The 14,724-nt window shown below is 51.0% G+C and carries 16 protein-coding genes; 4 read left to right on the top strand and 12 right to left on the bottom strand.

What is annotated here, in order from left to right:
- Window position 1: 1 nt before the first annotated feature.
- From gcvPA to gcvT, 3 genes are all read right to left on the bottom strand, one after another.
- Window positions 2-1,327 (bottom strand): aminomethyl-transferring glycine dehydrogenase subunit GcvPA, encoded by a 1,326-nt coding sequence (gene gcvPA, locus ACR0QV_RS03595; RefSeq protein WP_432634666.1) that lies wholly within the window; start codon window positions 1,325-1,327, stop codon window positions 2-4.
- Window positions 1,328-1,391: 64 nt separating this feature from the next.
- Entirely contained in the window at window positions 1,392-1,772 is a 381-nt protein-coding gene (gene gcvH, locus ACR0QV_RS03600; RefSeq protein ID WP_428052938.1) for a glycine cleavage system protein GcvH, read from the bottom strand.
- A gap of 18 nt (window positions 1,773-1,790) precedes the next feature.
- On the bottom strand, window positions 1,791-2,870 hold the full coding sequence (gcvT, locus tag ACR0QV_RS03605; RefSeq protein ID WP_432634668.1) for a glycine cleavage system aminomethyltransferase GcvT: 1,080 nt from the start codon (window positions 2,868-2,870) through the stop codon (window positions 1,791-1,793).
- 370 nt (window positions 2,871-3,240) lie between these two features.
- Here gcvT and ACR0QV_RS03610 point away from each other — a divergent pair, with 370 nt between their 5' ends.
- On the top strand, window positions 3,241-3,759 hold the full coding sequence (locus tag ACR0QV_RS03610; protein ID WP_432634670.1) for a type IV pilin protein: 519 nt from the start codon (window positions 3,241-3,243) through the stop codon (window positions 3,757-3,759).
- 29 nt (window positions 3,760-3,788) lie between these two features.
- Complete coding sequence (locus ACR0QV_RS03615) at window positions 3,789-4,445, top strand: M48 family metallopeptidase (RefSeq protein WP_432634672.1); 657 nt, start codon at window positions 3,789-3,791, stop codon at window positions 4,443-4,445.
- Between the two features lie 83 nt (window positions 4,446-4,528).
- Here the strand turns inward: ACR0QV_RS03615 and ACR0QV_RS03620 are convergent, their stop codons facing one another.
- The 4 genes from ACR0QV_RS03620 to ACR0QV_RS03635 form a co-directional block, all read right to left on the bottom strand.
- Window positions 4,529-5,266, bottom strand: a complete 738-nt coding sequence (locus ACR0QV_RS03620) for a hypothetical protein (protein ID WP_432634674.1) — start codon at window positions 5,264-5,266, stop codon at window positions 4,529-4,531.
- Between the two features lie 155 nt (window positions 5,267-5,421).
- On the bottom strand, window positions 5,422-5,946 hold the full coding sequence (locus tag ACR0QV_RS03625) for a chromate transporter (protein WP_432634676.1): 525 nt from the start codon (window positions 5,944-5,946) through the stop codon (window positions 5,422-5,424).
- Complete coding sequence (locus tag ACR0QV_RS03630) at window positions 5,943-6,485, bottom strand: chromate transporter (protein ID WP_432634678.1); 543 nt, start codon at window positions 6,483-6,485, stop codon at window positions 5,943-5,945. Before ACR0QV_RS03630 ends, ACR0QV_RS03625 begins: the two co-directional genes overlap by 4 nt.
- Before the next feature lie 13 nt (window positions 6,486-6,498).
- On the bottom strand, window positions 6,499-6,741 hold the full coding sequence (locus ACR0QV_RS03635) for a helix-turn-helix domain-containing protein (protein WP_432634680.1): 243 nt from the start codon (window positions 6,739-6,741) through the stop codon (window positions 6,499-6,501).
- Between the two features lie 89 nt (window positions 6,742-6,830).
- On the opposite strand from ACR0QV_RS03635, the gene ACR0QV_RS03640 reads away from it, so the two are divergent.
- Window positions 6,831-6,965: a hypothetical protein gene (locus tag ACR0QV_RS03640; protein ID WP_432634682.1), complete on the top strand. Its 135-nt coding sequence runs from the start codon at window positions 6,831-6,833 to the stop codon at window positions 6,963-6,965.
- Window positions 6,955-7,542 (top strand): type IV pilin protein, encoded by a 588-nt coding sequence (locus ACR0QV_RS03645; protein WP_432634684.1) that lies wholly within the window; start codon window positions 6,955-6,957, stop codon window positions 7,540-7,542. Before ACR0QV_RS03640 ends, ACR0QV_RS03645 begins: the two co-directional genes overlap by 11 nt.
- A gap of 53 nt (window positions 7,543-7,595) precedes the next feature.
- Here ACR0QV_RS03645 and ACR0QV_RS03650 read toward each other — a convergent pair whose 3' ends face one another.
- Genes ACR0QV_RS03650 through mrdA form a run of 5 tightly spaced genes read right to left on the bottom strand, consistent with a single transcriptional unit; the run spans window position 7,596 to window position 14,722 of the window.
- Window positions 7,596-9,317 carry an N-acetylmuramoyl-L-alanine amidase gene (locus tag ACR0QV_RS03650; RefSeq protein WP_432634686.1) on the bottom strand — a complete coding sequence of 574 codons (1,722 nt, stop codon included), beginning with the start codon at window positions 9,315-9,317 and terminating at the stop codon, window positions 7,596-7,598.
- 39 nt (window positions 9,318-9,356) lie between these two features.
- Window positions 9,357-10,811 carry an Rne/Rng family ribonuclease gene (locus ACR0QV_RS03655; RefSeq protein WP_428052920.1) on the bottom strand — a complete coding sequence of 485 codons (1,455 nt, stop codon included), beginning with the start codon at window positions 10,809-10,811 and terminating at the stop codon, window positions 9,357-9,359.
- A gap of 33 nt (window positions 10,812-10,844) precedes the next feature.
- A complete protein-coding gene (locus tag ACR0QV_RS03660) occupies window positions 10,845-11,513 on the bottom strand; it encodes a DUF2344 domain-containing protein (RefSeq protein ID WP_432634688.1) in 669 nt (222 codons plus the stop codon).
- A gap of 31 nt (window positions 11,514-11,544) precedes the next feature.
- Window positions 11,545-12,888 carry an FtsW/RodA/SpoVE family cell cycle protein gene (locus tag ACR0QV_RS03665; RefSeq protein WP_432634690.1) on the bottom strand — a complete coding sequence of 448 codons (1,344 nt, stop codon included), beginning with the start codon at window positions 12,886-12,888 and terminating at the stop codon, window positions 11,545-11,547.
- Between the two features lies 1 nt (window position 12,889).
- Window positions 12,890-14,722 carry a penicillin-binding protein 2 gene (mrdA, locus tag ACR0QV_RS03670; protein WP_432634692.1) on the bottom strand — a complete coding sequence of 611 codons (1,833 nt, stop codon included), beginning with the start codon at window positions 14,720-14,722 and terminating at the stop codon, window positions 12,890-12,892.
- Between the last annotated feature and the right edge of the window lie 2 nt (window positions 14,723-14,724).

Consider the following 14,724-nt stretch of genomic DNA (forward strand, 5'->3'; position numbering starts at 1 on the left):
ATTAAATCCCCTTTAAGGCCGTTTGATAGGCTTTCAAATCATCTTCGGTTTTGGTTTCCGTCGCGCACACGAGCAGGCAATTTTTCATACCTTTGATTTCAGTAAGTGCGTAGCCCGCGCCAAGGCCTTTTCTTTCCAACTTTTTAATAACGCTCTTGGCCGGAACCGGGCACTCCACCACAAACTCGTTAAAGAACGGGGCAGAATATTTCAGTTTAAAGCCGGGCACTTCGCCAATAAGCGCGGCGAGTTCGTGCGCTCTCTCCAAGTTCAGTTCGGCTACTTCCTTTAAGCCCTTGGGGCCGAGAAGCGTCAAATAAATCACCGCGTTTAACGCGCACAGGGCTTCGTTGGAGCAAATGTTGGACGAGGCCTTTTCGCGGCGGATGTGCTGTTCGCGCGCCTGCAACGTCAGCACAAAGGAGCGTTTGCCGTCCTTGTCCTTGGCAATGCCCACAATGCGCCCCGGCAGTTGGCGCATATACATTTTTTTAGCCGTCATAATACCCAAGCCCGGGCCGCCGAAATTCACTGCGTTGCCCAAGGGCTGGCCCTCGGCTACGGCAAAATCGGCATTATAGGAGCCGGGCGTTTGCACTACACCGAGCGAAATCGGGTTCACAAGCGCAACTAACAGCGCGCCCACGTTATGCACCAAGGCGGAAATTTCGTTAGCGCGTTCCAAGCACCCGAAAAAGTTGGGCGTAGGCAACAAAAATACGGATGTTTTGTCCGACAATTTGGCCTTTAACGCGTCCAAATCCAGCGTGCCGTCCGCCGCCAGAGGGGCTTCCGATACTTTTACGCCCGGCAAGTGGCACACATAGGTAGTAAGCACTTGTTTATAATGCGGGTGCAACGCGGAAGAAATAACAATTTCCGTCCGCCCCGTAATGCGCAAACACGCCAGCACGGCTTCCGCCGCGGCGGTGGCGCCGTCGTAGTGGGAGGCGGTGGCAACGTCCATATCCATTAATGCGCAAATGCAACTTTGAAATTCGTAAATGGTCTGCAAGGTGCCTTGGCTGGCCTCGGCCTGATAGGGCGTATAGGCGGTTAAAAATTCCCCGCGCGAGGAAAGCGCCGGCACAGCGGCGGGAATAAAATGTTCGTACATCCCCGCGCCGATAAAATTTTTGAGCGGTTTATTTTTGGCCGCCAGCGCGTGAATATGCGCGGTAAGTTCTTGCTCCGTAAGGGCTTTGGGCAAATTCAAAACGGGGTAAAGCAATTCCTGCGGAATTTGCGCCAATAACTCTTTTACGGACGAAACGCCGATTTTAGCCAGCATTTCTTTTTGGTCCAATGGGGTATTCGGGATAAACATTAATAGGTCCTCTTGGTAAAATCCCCCGCTTTTGGCGCGGGGGATAACAAAATATAGGCAACCTTTATTTGGCGAGGGTGGCTTTGTAAGCGTTTACGTCAAGCAAGTTGTCGTATTCGGCGGCGTTCGTCATTTTGATTTTGAACAGCCAGCCGTTGCCGTGCGGTTCGCGGTTTACAAGGGCCGGATCGCCTTCCAGCGCGGAGTTTACTTCCACAATTTCCCCGCTGACAGGGGCATAAATTTCGCTGGCGGATTTAACGGATTCAATCACACAGCAGTTTTGGCCCGCCGTAACTTGTTGGCCCACCTTGGGCAAATCCACAAATACGATATCGCTGATTTCTTCCTGCGCGTGGTTGCTGATACCCACGGTGGCTACGCCGTTTTCGGCATAGGCCCACTCGTGCGTTTTGGCAAAGCGGCAATTTTCTTCGGTATGCATAACTAATTTCTCCTTAATTTAAACCCGGTTTTTATAAAAGGGTGTTTTGACGGTATCGGCTTTTACGCGTTTACCGTGAATTTCAATCTCTACTTCCGTTCCGGCGGTTACGTCCGCGGATGTGTAGCCGACGGCAATCCCTTTAAACAAGGGCGAATACGTCCCGCTGGTGAGCGTACCTTTTTCCTCCGCGCCTACAAACACCTTGCATCCCGCGCGGGGAACGCCTGCGGACTTTAACACAAAGGCCGTCAGTTTTTCTTTGAGCCCCTGCGCCTTTTGCGCGGCGAGGGCTTCCTTTCCTACAAAATTTTCCTTGGCTAATTTTACCACCCAACCGCAGTTGGCTTCGTACGGCGTGCGGGTTTGGTCGGCATCGACGCCGTTAAGCAAATACCCGGCTTCCAAGCGCAGTACGTCGCGCGCACCCAAGCCACACGGGGTAACCCCAAGCGCAAGCAAGGCGGCCCACAGTTCTACAATTTTACCGTTAGGCAGCATAATTTCTACGCCGTCTTCCCCGGTGTAGCCCGTGCGGGTCATATACCCGTGCGCGCCAAAGAGTTCAATCTCTTTAATATGAAAGCGCGGCAAATCGGCGGCTCCGGCCACCACTTTATCCGCAATTTCCACGGCCTTGGGGCCCTGCAACGCAATCATCGCCCAGTCGGCGCTTTCGTTGCGCACCGTAACATTAAAGTTTTTAGCCTGTTTGGTAAACCAAGCAAAATCGCCCTCAATACAGGCGGCGTTTACCACCACCAAAAATTTTTCGGGCGTCAAGCAAAAGGAAATCGCATCGTCAATAATCGTGCCCTTTTCCGTTAAAATGTGGGAATAAGTGCCCGCACCGGGGGTATTTTTAATGTTGTTGCAGTTAATGTATTGCAAAAAGGCCCAAGCGTCTTTGCCCTCTACAAAAAACTGCCCCATATGGGACACGTCAAACATCCCGGCGGATTCGCGCACGGCTTTATGTTCGGCTAAAATGCCTTTAAACTGCACCGGCAGCAGCCAACCGTGGAAGTCCACCATTTTCCCGCCGGCGGCTTCGCAAGCGGCACAGAGCGGAGTAGTCTTTAAATCGGTATGAGTCATTACGCCTCCAAAAGTATATGACCATTGTATAAAATAATTGGCAAACAGAACGTAAAATATTAAAATAAATTTAGTTAATTTTTCGTGGAGGTTTTGACCCGGGTTCCCAACCCGCACCCATACAATTTTTACTGTTTTTGGTGTCCGCCGGACGGCGGATGAGCGTTTTAACGTAAAACGCATAAGAAGAGACCAAAAACGGTCGTTTTAGGCGCAAGAAAAACGGACTAATTACCCGGTTTTCCTGCGCCGAATGTTCCCTGTCCAACCGGGCAGGGAACTACGGCTGTTTTATTTGGGTTACTCTTCTTAGCCCGGATAATACGGCCGTTTTTTATGGGCTGCCGGGCTCAATAAAAAGGAGCACTTAATGAAGGGTTTTACCTTAATAGAATTGTTAGTTGTTGTACTCATTATCGGCATTTTGGCCGCTGTGGCAATGCCGCAATACCAAGTGGCCGTAGCCAAGAGCCGCCTAGGGGCCGTCATCCCCACCGTCCGCGCCTTTAAAAACGCGGAGGAAGAATATTATCTGGCCAACGGAAAATATTTAAATGACGGATTAGAGGAACTATCCTTTGATTTAACCGGATTTAGCAAAGTAGGAAAAGGCAATATGTCTAACGGGAAAATAGGCTACGACGCCCTCAGTAGGGGCGACAGCGGACGGCAGGATGTTATCGGATACGTCCGCAACGGGAACGAAGTCATCAACAGTTACGGGCTATACCTGGATGTTTCCGACCGCCCCGGCCAAAGTTACTGCGGGGCCAAGGCGGATGACGAAGTAGCCAACAAGGTTTGCAAAAGTATGGGCGGAACCACCTTTACCACAAGCAAATGTACCGATACTTTCAGCACCGACTGCAACCTATACCCCTTGCCGTAAGCCCGGGCGTGAATTGCTATAATATAATTATGGCAGATACGCAGAGCGTCGTGAGCGACGTAAAACTATTTATTGAACGGCTGAAAAAAGAATTGCCCGAAGTGTTCGGCAAGCAGGACTCGTCCGCCGCCGAGCAAAACGCCCCCGCGGGCGAAAACAAGGTGCTCTACAACGGCAATTTTTACGAAGCCCGTATGTATATAACACCCGACCAAGAAGAGGGCGTAGCGTTTGACGGGGAAATCTTCCACATTTATTTGCACGCCAAGGATTCCGACCCGTCCGCCTTGGTTACCGTCTGGCTGCGCGAAAAGGCCAACGAAACCTTGAAAGCCAAAACAAAAGAGTGGGCGGAAAAAATCGGCGTGGAGTATAACAACATCGTCATTAAAGACCAGCGCACCTGCTGGGCCAGTTGCTCGGGCAAAAAGAACATCAACTATTCCTACCGCATTGTAAAAATGCCCTTGGCCGTACAGGATTACCTGATGGTGCACGAACTGTGCCACCTCGTACATATGAACCACGGGCAGGAATACTGGCAACTGGTGGCGCAATTCTGCCCCGATTATAAAAGCCACCGCCGCTGGTTAAACGACAACAAGGGTTCTATCTTTGCCGAGGTGGAACTAACCTACCGCGAGCCGCCCACAGACGAGCCGCAAGAAAACAATCCGCAAAATTAGACAGTAAAAAACCGCCGGTGCGAATTTCCGGCGGTTTTTTATAGGAGACCTCCCGACCCTGGCTTGTGGGCGGGGAAGCGAGATTATTTCAGTAAGGCAGAACCGTTATCGGGGCGGACGACCGTCAAAGAATCTTCACTCACGCCGCCAAAGAGCGACACGGGGAAGCGGTTCGGAACCGAGTTCGCAAGCGCTACCAGTTTACCGTGGAAGAACACGGGAGAACCGATTTTAAGCGACGGTTTAATGCCCATAGCGCGGCGGGCGCGCGGAGAAATTACCCCCCGGTTGTTAAAGAACTGCGCCAGCAAAGCAGAACCGTCTTTATAGGTTTGCTGTAAGGATTTACCCGCACCAATGTTGGCAATTTCCGCACCCTTCAAACCTTCTACCACGGCACGCTTTACAAACAAGCGGGCAAATTCGCCCTGGGTTCTAATGGCGTTGGCTTCGCCGGTGGCTTGTTTGCCGTTAGCGAATTTGAGCGTAACCTTGCTCACCGTAAAACCGTCATCCCCTTTCACGCAAGCGGCCAAGGTAGCCACGCGCGGGGTTCCGGCCAAAAGCACGCCTTGGCAGGTTTTGGTTTGCTTTTCCACCTTTACCAGCACATCCTGAAAGCCGGGGCGGTGGCGGGAAACCATATCGCTAAGTCTAACGGGTTTTAAAAATTCGGTAATGACCGTAACTTCGGCCAATTTGTTATCCAACGCACGGGAAACGGTAGCATTTTTGCCCGTGTTAGTGGCGGCAGAAGACAAACTCCATACGCCCACGCAGGCCGCCGCGAATAAAATTTTTGCAAAATTCTTATAGTTCATTTTTCTTTTTCCTCTTTATGCACAACTTTGATATATTTATTATACAAAAAGTTAGCCAAAACTAACAAATATTTTTTAAAATTCTTTTTCTCCGTCGTAAAAATGCGGAAAAATATTTTTTTATTTTTTGATAAAAAGTTAGGTTATGCTAAATTTCAGTACAAAAAGTACCCTAAAATTCCGCACGCGGACATGGCGGCAATGGGCCCTACTTTAAATTTTCCCACCGCTATAAAGGCGGCCAAAAACAAAAGCACGCTCTTGTAGTCCACAAAGTTTTCGCCGTTGCACAGCACCAAGGCCGCCGCGGCAATCAGCCCGATTACCGCCGGGCGCAAGCCCTTAAACACATTTTCCACCGCCGGAGCGTGGCGGTATTTTAAAAAGTAGCGGCTAACGAGAAGCATCAAAATAAAGGAAGGCAAACACACTGCAAAGGTGGCAATCACGCTGCCCCACACGCTGTGCGCCGCCGTGTAACCTGTGTAAGTGGCCAGGTTAATACCCACCGGGCCGGGCGTAACTTGGCTGATAGCCACTACGTCGGTAAATTCGGAAGTCGTCAGCCAAGCCTGCTTATAGACTACTTCGTTTTGGATAAACGAAATCATCGCGTAGCCGCCGCCGAAGTTAAAAAGCCCGATTTTAAAAAACGTAACAAAAAGTTTCCAAAAAATCATTTAGCGCCCCCTTTCACGCGGCCATATAAAAACCCGCCCAGCCCCGCCGCCAGCACAATGTACACCGGGGACACACCCATCAGCCACACAAGCAGAGCCGACACCGCCGGAAGCCAGACCGTTTTGTAGGTAATCCCCGCCGTTTTAGCCAAGCGGAACACGGGCACCGCAATCAGTGCCACCACCGCCGGGCGAATACCCAAAAACACGCGCTTTACAATAGGATTATCTTTAAAATTATGAAAGAAAAGCGCGATAAGCAAAATGATGACAAAAGACGGCAACGCCGCCCCCAACGCACAGCACACGCTGCCCCAAAAGCCCTTTACCTTGTACCCGGCCAAAATGGCGATGTTAATAGCCAAAATGCCCGGCGCGGCTTGGGCCACGGCGGTAGCGTCCAAAAATTCCTTTTCATCCAAATAGTGGCCTTTATCCACCAGTTCCCGCTCAATAAGCGGGAGCATTGCATAGCCGCCGCCCAAAGTAAACGTGCCGATTTTGGCAAAAATCCAAAACAAAATCAAATAAGTTTTCATTACTTATATTTTACTATTTAGAGGGAAAGGCCAACAGTTGGCTGACGGATATTTTTAAACCCTTGGCAATTTTGCGCAAATTGAGCAAGGCCAAGTTCCGCTCCCCGCGTTCCACACCACCCATATAGGTTCTGTCTAACCCGATTTCCAAGGCAAAATCCTCTTGCGAAAATCCCGCCGCCTTGCGCAGGGCCCGCACGTGCGCGCCGAACGCCTTTAAATATTTTTTGTCTGCCGCAGAGTATGTATTTTTCATACTTTACAGGATAGCAGCTTGATACTTTTAAGTACACGGACTATAAGTATCATTTTATGTTATAATAAAGGTACTTTTAGGAGGGAAAAATGAAAGGATTTATATCGCTATTTCCGTTGTTGTCATCCTGGAAAGTTGTAGTCCAGGATCCGTTGTTATCAAAAAAGAAAAACGACAGATACTGGAACGCTCCGCTCCGGCAAACCTTCCAGTATGACCCTTAATTTTATAAACGACAGATCCCGTATAAAAACACTACGGGATGACGGCTTGACGAAAAAAGAAAGTCATCCTGAACTTGTTTCAGGATCTACTGCTTGGGTTGTTAGCCGTGGTTTTACCTTGATAGAATTATTAGTAGTCGTGCTCATTATCGGCATTTTGGCAAGCGTGGCCCTGCCGCAATACGAAAAGGCGGTAGCCAAAAGCCGCTATTCACAACTGATTACGGCGGGCAAATCGTTAAAAGACGCTATGGAAGTGTATTATATGGCAAACGGCGACTATCCACAGTATTGGGGAGACCTAGACATAGAATTTAAAGGCTGTACCGCCGATACGATGTTCCGCTATATGTTGTGGTGTGATAAATTTGCGGTAGATATGTTTAACAGTAATGAAGTAAATTTAAATTTATTTGATACTCACGGCCTGCCCAACAATGGGAAAGGTATGGCCTCAACAGACCTATACAACCAAAGCCCCGCATATTATGTGGTTTGGCTGGATAATTCCCCTTATCCGGGCAAAACCGAGTGCAAAAGCAAAATGGACGGGCTTTGCAAAACAATGGGATTTTGAAAAACAGCCCCCGGCTTAAAGCGCGGGGGCTGTTTATTTTATCTTACAAAACGCTAATTTATCCAACCTTCTTTTTTGGCGTAGTTATAAATGCCGTTGTAAATGCCAAGGGCCATTTTGTTGCGCACCGCGCTGTTGCCCAGGCGGGCACGGTCCTTGTTACTGCTGATATACCCCATTTCCACCAGCACCGCCGGGCTGTTCACACCCTTTAACACATAAAAGTTGGCTTGGCGCACGCTGCTGTTTTGGTTGACGGCAATGCCGATTCCCGGCTGTTTATACACCGCGTTGCGCACGTATCCGGCCAGTTTGGAACTTTCGTTAATATATTCGTTTTTGGCCAAGGATTGCAGAAGTGCGTCCACAAAGTTATAATGGACCTCTTCGTATTGCATTGCTTCGTTTTCAAAGGCGGCCGTTTCGGCGGCTTCCTTGTCGGTGGCTTTTTCCGAACGGAAATACACCTGAAAGCCGTTTGCGTTGCGGTTTTTGGAAGCGTTGGTATGCACGGAAACAAACAAATCAGCCTTAAAATTATTGGCAATGCGGGAACGCTCGGACAAGGCAATAAAGGTATCATTATCGCGCGTGAGTTTGACCTCAAAGCCGCCCTTTTGCAACAGCCGGGCCAGTTCCTTGCCTACGGCCAAGTTCCAATCCTTTTCCCGCATACGGTTGCGCATCGCGCCGGGGTCCTTACCGCCGTGGCCCGGGTCCACCACAATACGCATTTTTTTGTGCGCTTCCCGAATACTGACAGGGTTCGGCTCGTTCTTTAAAACCGGGGCCGCTTTGGGCGCGGTTTTAGCGGAAATGGCCGGAGTCGGTTTGGCTTCGGGCTTGGCGGGGGCAATCACCGCCGCCTTGGGGGCCGCCGCTGTCATCACGGGTTCGTGCGAAAGGGCTTCCTCCTCCGCCAAAACCGAGGGTTCTTCCCCCTCCACAAGCGATTTGTGCTCCGCCGTTTGAGCAGGCTTCGCGGCTGTTTTTACGGCAGACGTTTCGGCCTTGGCAGGTTCTTCCTCGGGTGCGGGCAAGGCGTTTTTCAGCCCCGCACGGAACACCAACTTGTCGCCAGTCCGGTCAAAACTCCATACCTTGGCATCCTTGCCTAAAATCACCTTTAACACCGCATCCCCGCGGGTTTGGCGGATATCCGCCGAGGCGATATAACTCGTGCGCAAACGCTCGTGCAAATCGCGCTTTACCACCGCGTTAGGGAACGTAATAATGACGGTATGTTTGTTGGGCTGTTCGGTGGTAAAGGTTACATTTTTCTGCGCCGTAAAGAGGAGTAAATTGTCCTTACCGCCGAATTTTTTATCCTCGTAGGCCAGGTTATAGCGGCGCTCTATTTGGAAAGCCCCGTTCTTAAATTCCACCTGCTTATCCACCGCTTGCGTAAACGCAGGCAGGGTGAAAAACTCCGCCGGAGTCATTACCTTCCCGCCCCGCACCAGTACGGGCGCGGATAAGGTTTTGGGCTGGGCATTTACCACAATTTCCTGCAACGGGGCCGTTAAAATAGCATAAAAGCCCTTGGTAGAAACCTTGGCTTGTTTGGATTTGGCAAACAGTTCCACGCTCGCGCCGAACTTGCGGGCGGTTTTTTGCACGTCCACATACGGCACGTCGCCGATTTGTTCAAACGGAACCGTTCCGTCCTTTTTACCCGAAACGATAAAATCGGCCTCGTCCTGCGCCGCAAACGCGGGGCAAGATACAAATAAGGCCAACAAGCCCGATAAGAGAATTTGCCAAAGCCGTTTCATATGCAAAAAGCGCCCGGACACACTCCGGGCGCACTTATTTTACTCCAAGACGATTTTGTAATCTTCCCACGCCAACTGCGGGTCCGCCTGGATTTTGAGCGTGCGGTGAATATTCTGCTCAATGTCCTCTTGGCGGTTTTTAATGGCTTCGGCCAAAACCGGGTGCAACACCACGCGCAGGTTTCCGCCGGGGCGGCCATTGGTAAGGTCGTAAATTTCGCGCTGGATTTTAATGCGCATACTCTCCGCCGACAACACGCGGCCCGAACCGTGGCACTGGGGGCACTCTTCGCTGATAAAACTGCCCGTGCTGGCGCGCTTTCTCTCGCGCGTCATTTCCACCAGGCCCAAGCGCGTAATCGGCAAAATGCGGATTTTGGCGCGGTCCCCGTGCACGGCGGCGGCCAAGGCTTCCACCACGCGGTGGCGGCTGGACGCTTTGCGCATATCAATAAAGTCAATGACGATAATCCCGCCGATGTTGCGCAAACGCAACTGGTGAGCGATTTCGCCCGCGGCCTCAATATTGGTCTGGGTTACGGTTTCTTCCTGCGATTTGTTGCCGGTAAATTTACCGGTGTTTACGTCAATGGCACAGAGGGATTCCGCTTCCTGGATGATAATACTGCCGCCGTTGGGGAGCGGGAGTTTGGTTTTGCGCAGGTTATCAATTTCCGGCTCCACATTATAGGCTTCAAAAATCGGCGTTTTGCCCTTGTAGAGTTTCACGCGGTCGGCCAAATCCGGGGAGTTCTTTTCCACAAAGTCCAATACGCGTTCGTAATCTTTTTTGCTGTCCAGCAAATAGACTTTTGCGTTTTCGGACAGTACATCACGCGCCACCTGCAACACCGCATCCATATCCTCGTGCAAAAGTTTAGGAGAGCGGGACGTTTCAAATTTCTTAACGATAGACTGCCATTGGCGGTAGAGGTATTTTACCTCGCGTTCCAGTTCGTCCTTGGTGGCCTCTTCGGCTTCCGTGCGGACGATACAGCCCATCCCGTTTAAGTGCTTGGCGGCCAAGTCCTGCATAATATCGTTTAATTTGTGGCGGGCTTCGGAATCTTCAATATTTTTAGATACGCCCACAAAACTTTGGTGCGGCGTTAAAACCAAATAGCGCCCGGGCAAGGTTACGTCCATCGTTACCTTCATCCCTTTGGTGCTGATAGCGTCCTTTACCACCTGAACCATTACTTCCTGGCCTTTATGGAGCACTTTATCAATGTTCTTTTTGTCGCCGCCTAACACGTCGGAAATATACAAATAGGCGTTCTTTTCGTAGCCGATGTTCAAAAACGCGCTGGAAATACCGGGCAGTACGTTTTCCACCGTACCCTTGTAAATGTTACCCACAATATTGAGCGCGCCGCGGCGTTCCCAAATCAGTTCGTTTACCCGTCCGTCTTCCAAAATGGCGATACGCGTTTCTTCAAACGACGTATTGACCAAGACTTCCACGGAGGGCTGTCCTTCTAAATTCTTACTCATACTAAAATCCTCTCTTGGCTCTTTCACAAGCCTTTAAATGGGGTGAAATTCCCCTTCGCTGTCCTGCCAAAGGAAACTTTCCCTAATAAATGTAAAACCTTCCACCGTAAACGCTTCGTCCTGCGCCGGGATATCAACCCCCAGCCACGCGGCGATAAGCGTTTGCGGACGTTCCCACTTGCCTTGTACGTTTAAAAGCGTTAAACGCACGGCGCGGTTGGAAACGGTTTGCGCTTTCCAAATGTACGGTTTGGCATTTTGCACGAGTGCCAGCCCGTTATCAGCCCGGCGGGTAATATCCACCCGGGCCGCATTAAAGAAATCTTCCGCCGTCATATCCGGGGCAAACAAATCAAAATTTCCTTCCACCCGGTAAACGGCTGCGGCGGCCAAATTCTGCACCGAAGGCAGCGCATAGGGCACGCGTTGTACGTCCAAAAGCGTGAGCCCCTGCGGTTTGGCCTGTTCCAGCGAACTGCGCACCTGCTCTGCGGGCACGGCGGAAAGCAAATAAATATCCAAATACTCCCTTTCCGCCCGCACACCCATAGACGGCGCCGGACCGTACGCAAGCCGGGGCCAATTTTTATTAACCTTGGCCGGTTCGTAGGGTAACCCGCTGGCGAGCACCATACTGCGCACGGCATTAAAGGTGTTCAGCCGCGCCGGCGATTTTTCGGCACAGGTGAACACTATACGCATTTTATAAATTTTTGGCGTGTTTATCATCTTTTTATGCCCGTATGCGGCGCGCGTAAACCGACTGCACCACCCCTAATGCCCATAAACTGGATACCAAGTTGGACCCGCCGTACGAAATAAACGGCAGCGGAATCCCGGCTACCGGCACAATACCGATAAGCATCCCAAAGTTTACCAGCATATAGGTAAAAAACATCCCGAATATGCCGGAACATACCAAATAACCGTAGCGGTCGCTTGAACTGTACGCCACTACGATTATTCTCCATAAAATGAGTAAATAGAGCCCCAACACAAGAAGCGTCCCCCACAGGCCGAGTTCTTCCCCCACCACAGCCAAAATAAAGTCTGTGTGTTTTTCGGGCACGAACCCCAGGCGCGACTGGGTTCCCGAAAAGAGCCCCGAGCCGAAAACGCCGCCCGCGCCCATAGCAATTTGCGCTTGCAAGACGTTATACCCCGCACCGCGCGGGTCGGACTTGGGGGCCAAAAAGGTTTCTACGCGCTTTCTCTGGTGTGGCTTCATTTGGTGGTCCACAAATATCCCGCCAAACAGCCCCGCCAGCACCACCAAGGTAGCCAGTACAAAGTAAAAAGACGGCAGTAACATACGCAACTGTTTAAAAAACCACCAAGTTGCATACCCCAGCACAATCACCAATACAGAAAACCCCGCCATATACCAGCCGTTATGCGCCAAATCATAAAACGCGCGCACCAGCCAATATTCCTGCAAATCCGGGTGGAGATAGATATATGTCCAGGCAATCGTAAAAAACCCCGCCACGCCCGCAAAAAGGCCGATTAAACCCAAATAGAACACATTTACACCCGTGCAATAAAGCAGTACCAAAATGGCCGGGAACGTAACCACCACTGACGAAAAGTCCGGCTGCATCATAATCAGGCCAAAAACAGGCACCAATAATGCCCCCAAGCCAAAGAGCGTGGAAACATCGCGGATACGCTGGCCTCGTCTGTCCAAAAATGCGGCGGCGGCCAAAATGGTGGCCACGCGGCAGATTTCCGAGGGTTGCATAGAGAAAAAAGGAAGCACAAACCACGAGCGCGACCCGCGCTGATAGGAACCAAACAACAGCACCCCCACCAATAGGGCCAAAATAAAGCCGTAGAGGTACTTCCATTGTTCATCAAAGATTTGGTAGTTAAAACTCCACCCCACAAAAAAGGCAAACGCCCCCACCGGCAGGGCCACCAAGTGCGTGCGGACAATGGGGTTAGCAAAAGACAAACTGTTGACAGCAGACATAATGCACAGCGCACCCAGTATCACCAGTAAAATCATTGCGCCAAACAGCACATAATCCAAACGGCTGCGGCTGGAATTTTTAGTAAAATTGCGAAATGCGGCCATATTAATCGCCACTCCTTAACAACTCGTCATAATCTTCGGCAGAGCGGGCCTGCGCGTGGGGCTTTTCCGCGGGTTTATTTAAGCGGAAATAGGCTTCCAGCATAGAGCGTGCAATCGGCCCGGCGGCGGAACTGCCCCCTTCGCCAAACTCCACAAATACCGCCAAAGCAATCGTCGGCTCTTCGCCTTCTCGGCCCGCAAAGGCCATAAACCAACCGTGGTCTTTGCCGTGCGGGTTCTGCGCGGTACCCGTTTTGCCATATACGTCCAGCCCTTTGATTTTCACGCGCCGCGCGGTGCCGTCGTCCACCGTATGTTTCAAGGCTTTAAACAACAAATCGTATGTTTTGGGCTTTAAATCGGCCTTTTGCAAAATATCCGTTTTGCCCACGACTTCGGTTTTGCCCGTTTGGTTGCTGACGATTTTTTCCACATAATACGGGCGATAGACATTTCCGCGGCTGGCTACGGCGGCCGCAAACTGCGCCATTTTTAAAGGCGTTACCAGAAGTTCCCCCTGCCCGATAGACAGGTTTAACGTATCGCCGATAAACCAATAGGTTTTGTTGCGCGCGCGGCGGGTCGGGCCGTACAAATTGCCCGCCTTTTCGCCGGGCAAATCAATACCCGTTTGGCGGCCAAACATAAACTTGCGCTCTACCCGCTCAATAGCGGCGGCCCCGGTTTCGGAAGCCACAACATAAAAATATACGTCGCAGGAATTGCTGACCCCGTCAAAAAAGTCCACCGGGCCGTGCCTGCCCCAACATTTAAACATGCGCGGGCCGGAATCGTAATGCCCGGGGCAGTTAATTTTGCGGTTTACGTCCAAATGTCCGTCTTCCAAGGCGGCGGCAGACGTAATAATTTTAAAGGTGGAAGCGGGCGGATAAATCCCCTGCACGGCGAGGTTATATTCGTTGATTTTTTTAGATTGTTTGGGGTTTTCCTCGTCGCTGTATTGCACAAAAATATTCGGGTCGTAAGCAGGCGCGCTCGCCAAGGCCAGCACCGCACCCGTGCGCGGGTCCAACGCCACCGCGGCCCCGCGGCCTGTTTTGGAATTTTTCAGGCCTTCCTCCGCCGCGCGCTGTAAATCAAAATCCAAGGTTAAATAAACGTCGCTCCCGGCGGACCATTTTTTGTCCTGAATAATGCTCTTTACGCGGCCGCGGTAATCCACTTCCAAATATACCCCGCCGTCGTGGCCTTTTAATTCTTTTTCAAATTTTTTTTCAATCCCGTTTTTGCCGATTTTGGAGTTCAAACGGTACCCCATACTTTGGTCGCGCTTTTGCCACTCGCGTTCGTCCATACTGCCGATGTAGCCGATGAGGTGGCTGGCAAACCCGCCAAAAGGATAACTGCGCTTGGTTTCCTCAATCAAATACACGCCGGGGTAGTACAGTTGGAGTTCCTGCAAGGCCATTGTACTTTTGGTGGAAAGGTTTTCGGCCAACAAGGTGGCTTTGCCCGTTTTAACCCCTTGTTCCACCTTTTTGAGCACTTCTTCTTCGCTCATCTTTAAATGCGGGGCCAAATCGTGCGCTAATTGGTTTAAATATTCAGGGTCCTTGCGTCCTGCGGAAAGGTAATAAAAACTAAATGCCGGGGCATTTGAGGCCACTGCTACGCCGTCTGCGGTGAACACGCGCCCGCGCGGAGCCGTCTGGTACAAAATCTGCGTGCGGTTGCGCTCGGCCATTTTTAAATAATCGTTGTGGCGCAAGACCTGGATATCCACCAAACGCAGCGCAATGACCGTTCCGGCCACAGCGGCCAAAATCATCATTGTCTTTAAACGCGCGTTAAAAAATATCCGGGTAACGGCCATAT

It is taken from the genome of Candidatus Avelusimicrobium sp., from assembly GCF_050873505.1.
Lineage (GTDB): Bacteria > Elusimicrobiota > Elusimicrobia > Elusimicrobiales > Elusimicrobiaceae > Avelusimicrobium.

Bases quoted from the DNA above. Each gene is read 5' to 3' on its own strand.
- gcvPA (WP_432634666.1), bottom strand. From the start codon at position 1,327: ATGTTTATCCCGAATACCCCATTGGACCAAAAAGAAATGCTGGCTAAA.
- gcvH (WP_428052938.1), bottom strand. From the start codon at position 1,772: ATGCATACCGAAGAAAATTGCCGCTTTGCCAAAACGCACGAGTGGGCC.
- gcvT (WP_432634668.1), bottom strand. From the start codon at position 2,870: ATGACTCATACCGATTTAAAGACTACTCCGCTCTGTGCCGCTTGCGAA.
- ACR0QV_RS03610 (WP_432634670.1), top strand. From the start codon at position 3,241: ATGAAGGGTTTTACCTTAATAGAATTGTTAGTTGTTGTACTCATTATC.
- ACR0QV_RS03615 (WP_432634672.1), top strand. From the start codon at position 3,789: ATGGCAGATACGCAGAGCGTCGTGAGCGACGTAAAACTATTTATTGAA.
- ACR0QV_RS03620 (WP_432634674.1), bottom strand. From the start codon at position 5,266: ATGAACTATAAGAATTTTGCAAAAATTTTATTCGCGGCGGCCTGCGTG.
- ACR0QV_RS03625 (WP_432634676.1), bottom strand. From the start codon at position 5,946: ATGATTTTTTGGAAACTTTTTGTTACGTTTTTTAAAATCGGGCTTTTT.
- ACR0QV_RS03630 (WP_432634678.1), bottom strand. From the start codon at position 6,485: ATGAAAACTTATTTGATTTTGTTTTGGATTTTTGCCAAAATCGGCACG.
- ACR0QV_RS03635 (WP_432634680.1), bottom strand. From the start codon at position 6,741: ATGAAAAATACATACTCTGCGGCAGACAAAAAATATTTAAAGGCGTTC.
- ACR0QV_RS03640 (WP_432634682.1), top strand. From the start codon at position 6,831: ATGAAAGGATTTATATCGCTATTTCCGTTGTTGTCATCCTGGAAAGTT.
- ACR0QV_RS03645 (WP_432634684.1), top strand. From the start codon at position 6,955: ATGACCCTTAATTTTATAAACGACAGATCCCGTATAAAAACACTACGG.
- ACR0QV_RS03650 (WP_432634686.1), bottom strand. From the start codon at position 9,317: ATGAAACGGCTTTGGCAAATTCTCTTATCGGGCTTGTTGGCCTTATTT.
- ACR0QV_RS03655 (WP_428052920.1), bottom strand. From the start codon at position 10,811: ATGAGTAAGAATTTAGAAGGACAGCCCTCCGTGGAAGTCTTGGTCAAT.
- ACR0QV_RS03660 (WP_432634688.1), bottom strand. From the start codon at position 11,513: ATGCGTATAGTGTTCACCTGTGCCGAAAAATCGCCGGCGCGGCTGAAC.
- ACR0QV_RS03665 (WP_432634690.1), bottom strand. From the start codon at position 12,888: ATGGCCGCATTTCGCAATTTTACTAAAAATTCCAGCCGCAGCCGTTTG.
- mrdA (WP_432634692.1), bottom strand. From the start codon at position 14,722: ATGGCCGTTACCCGGATATTTTTTAACGCGCGTTTAAAGACAATGATG.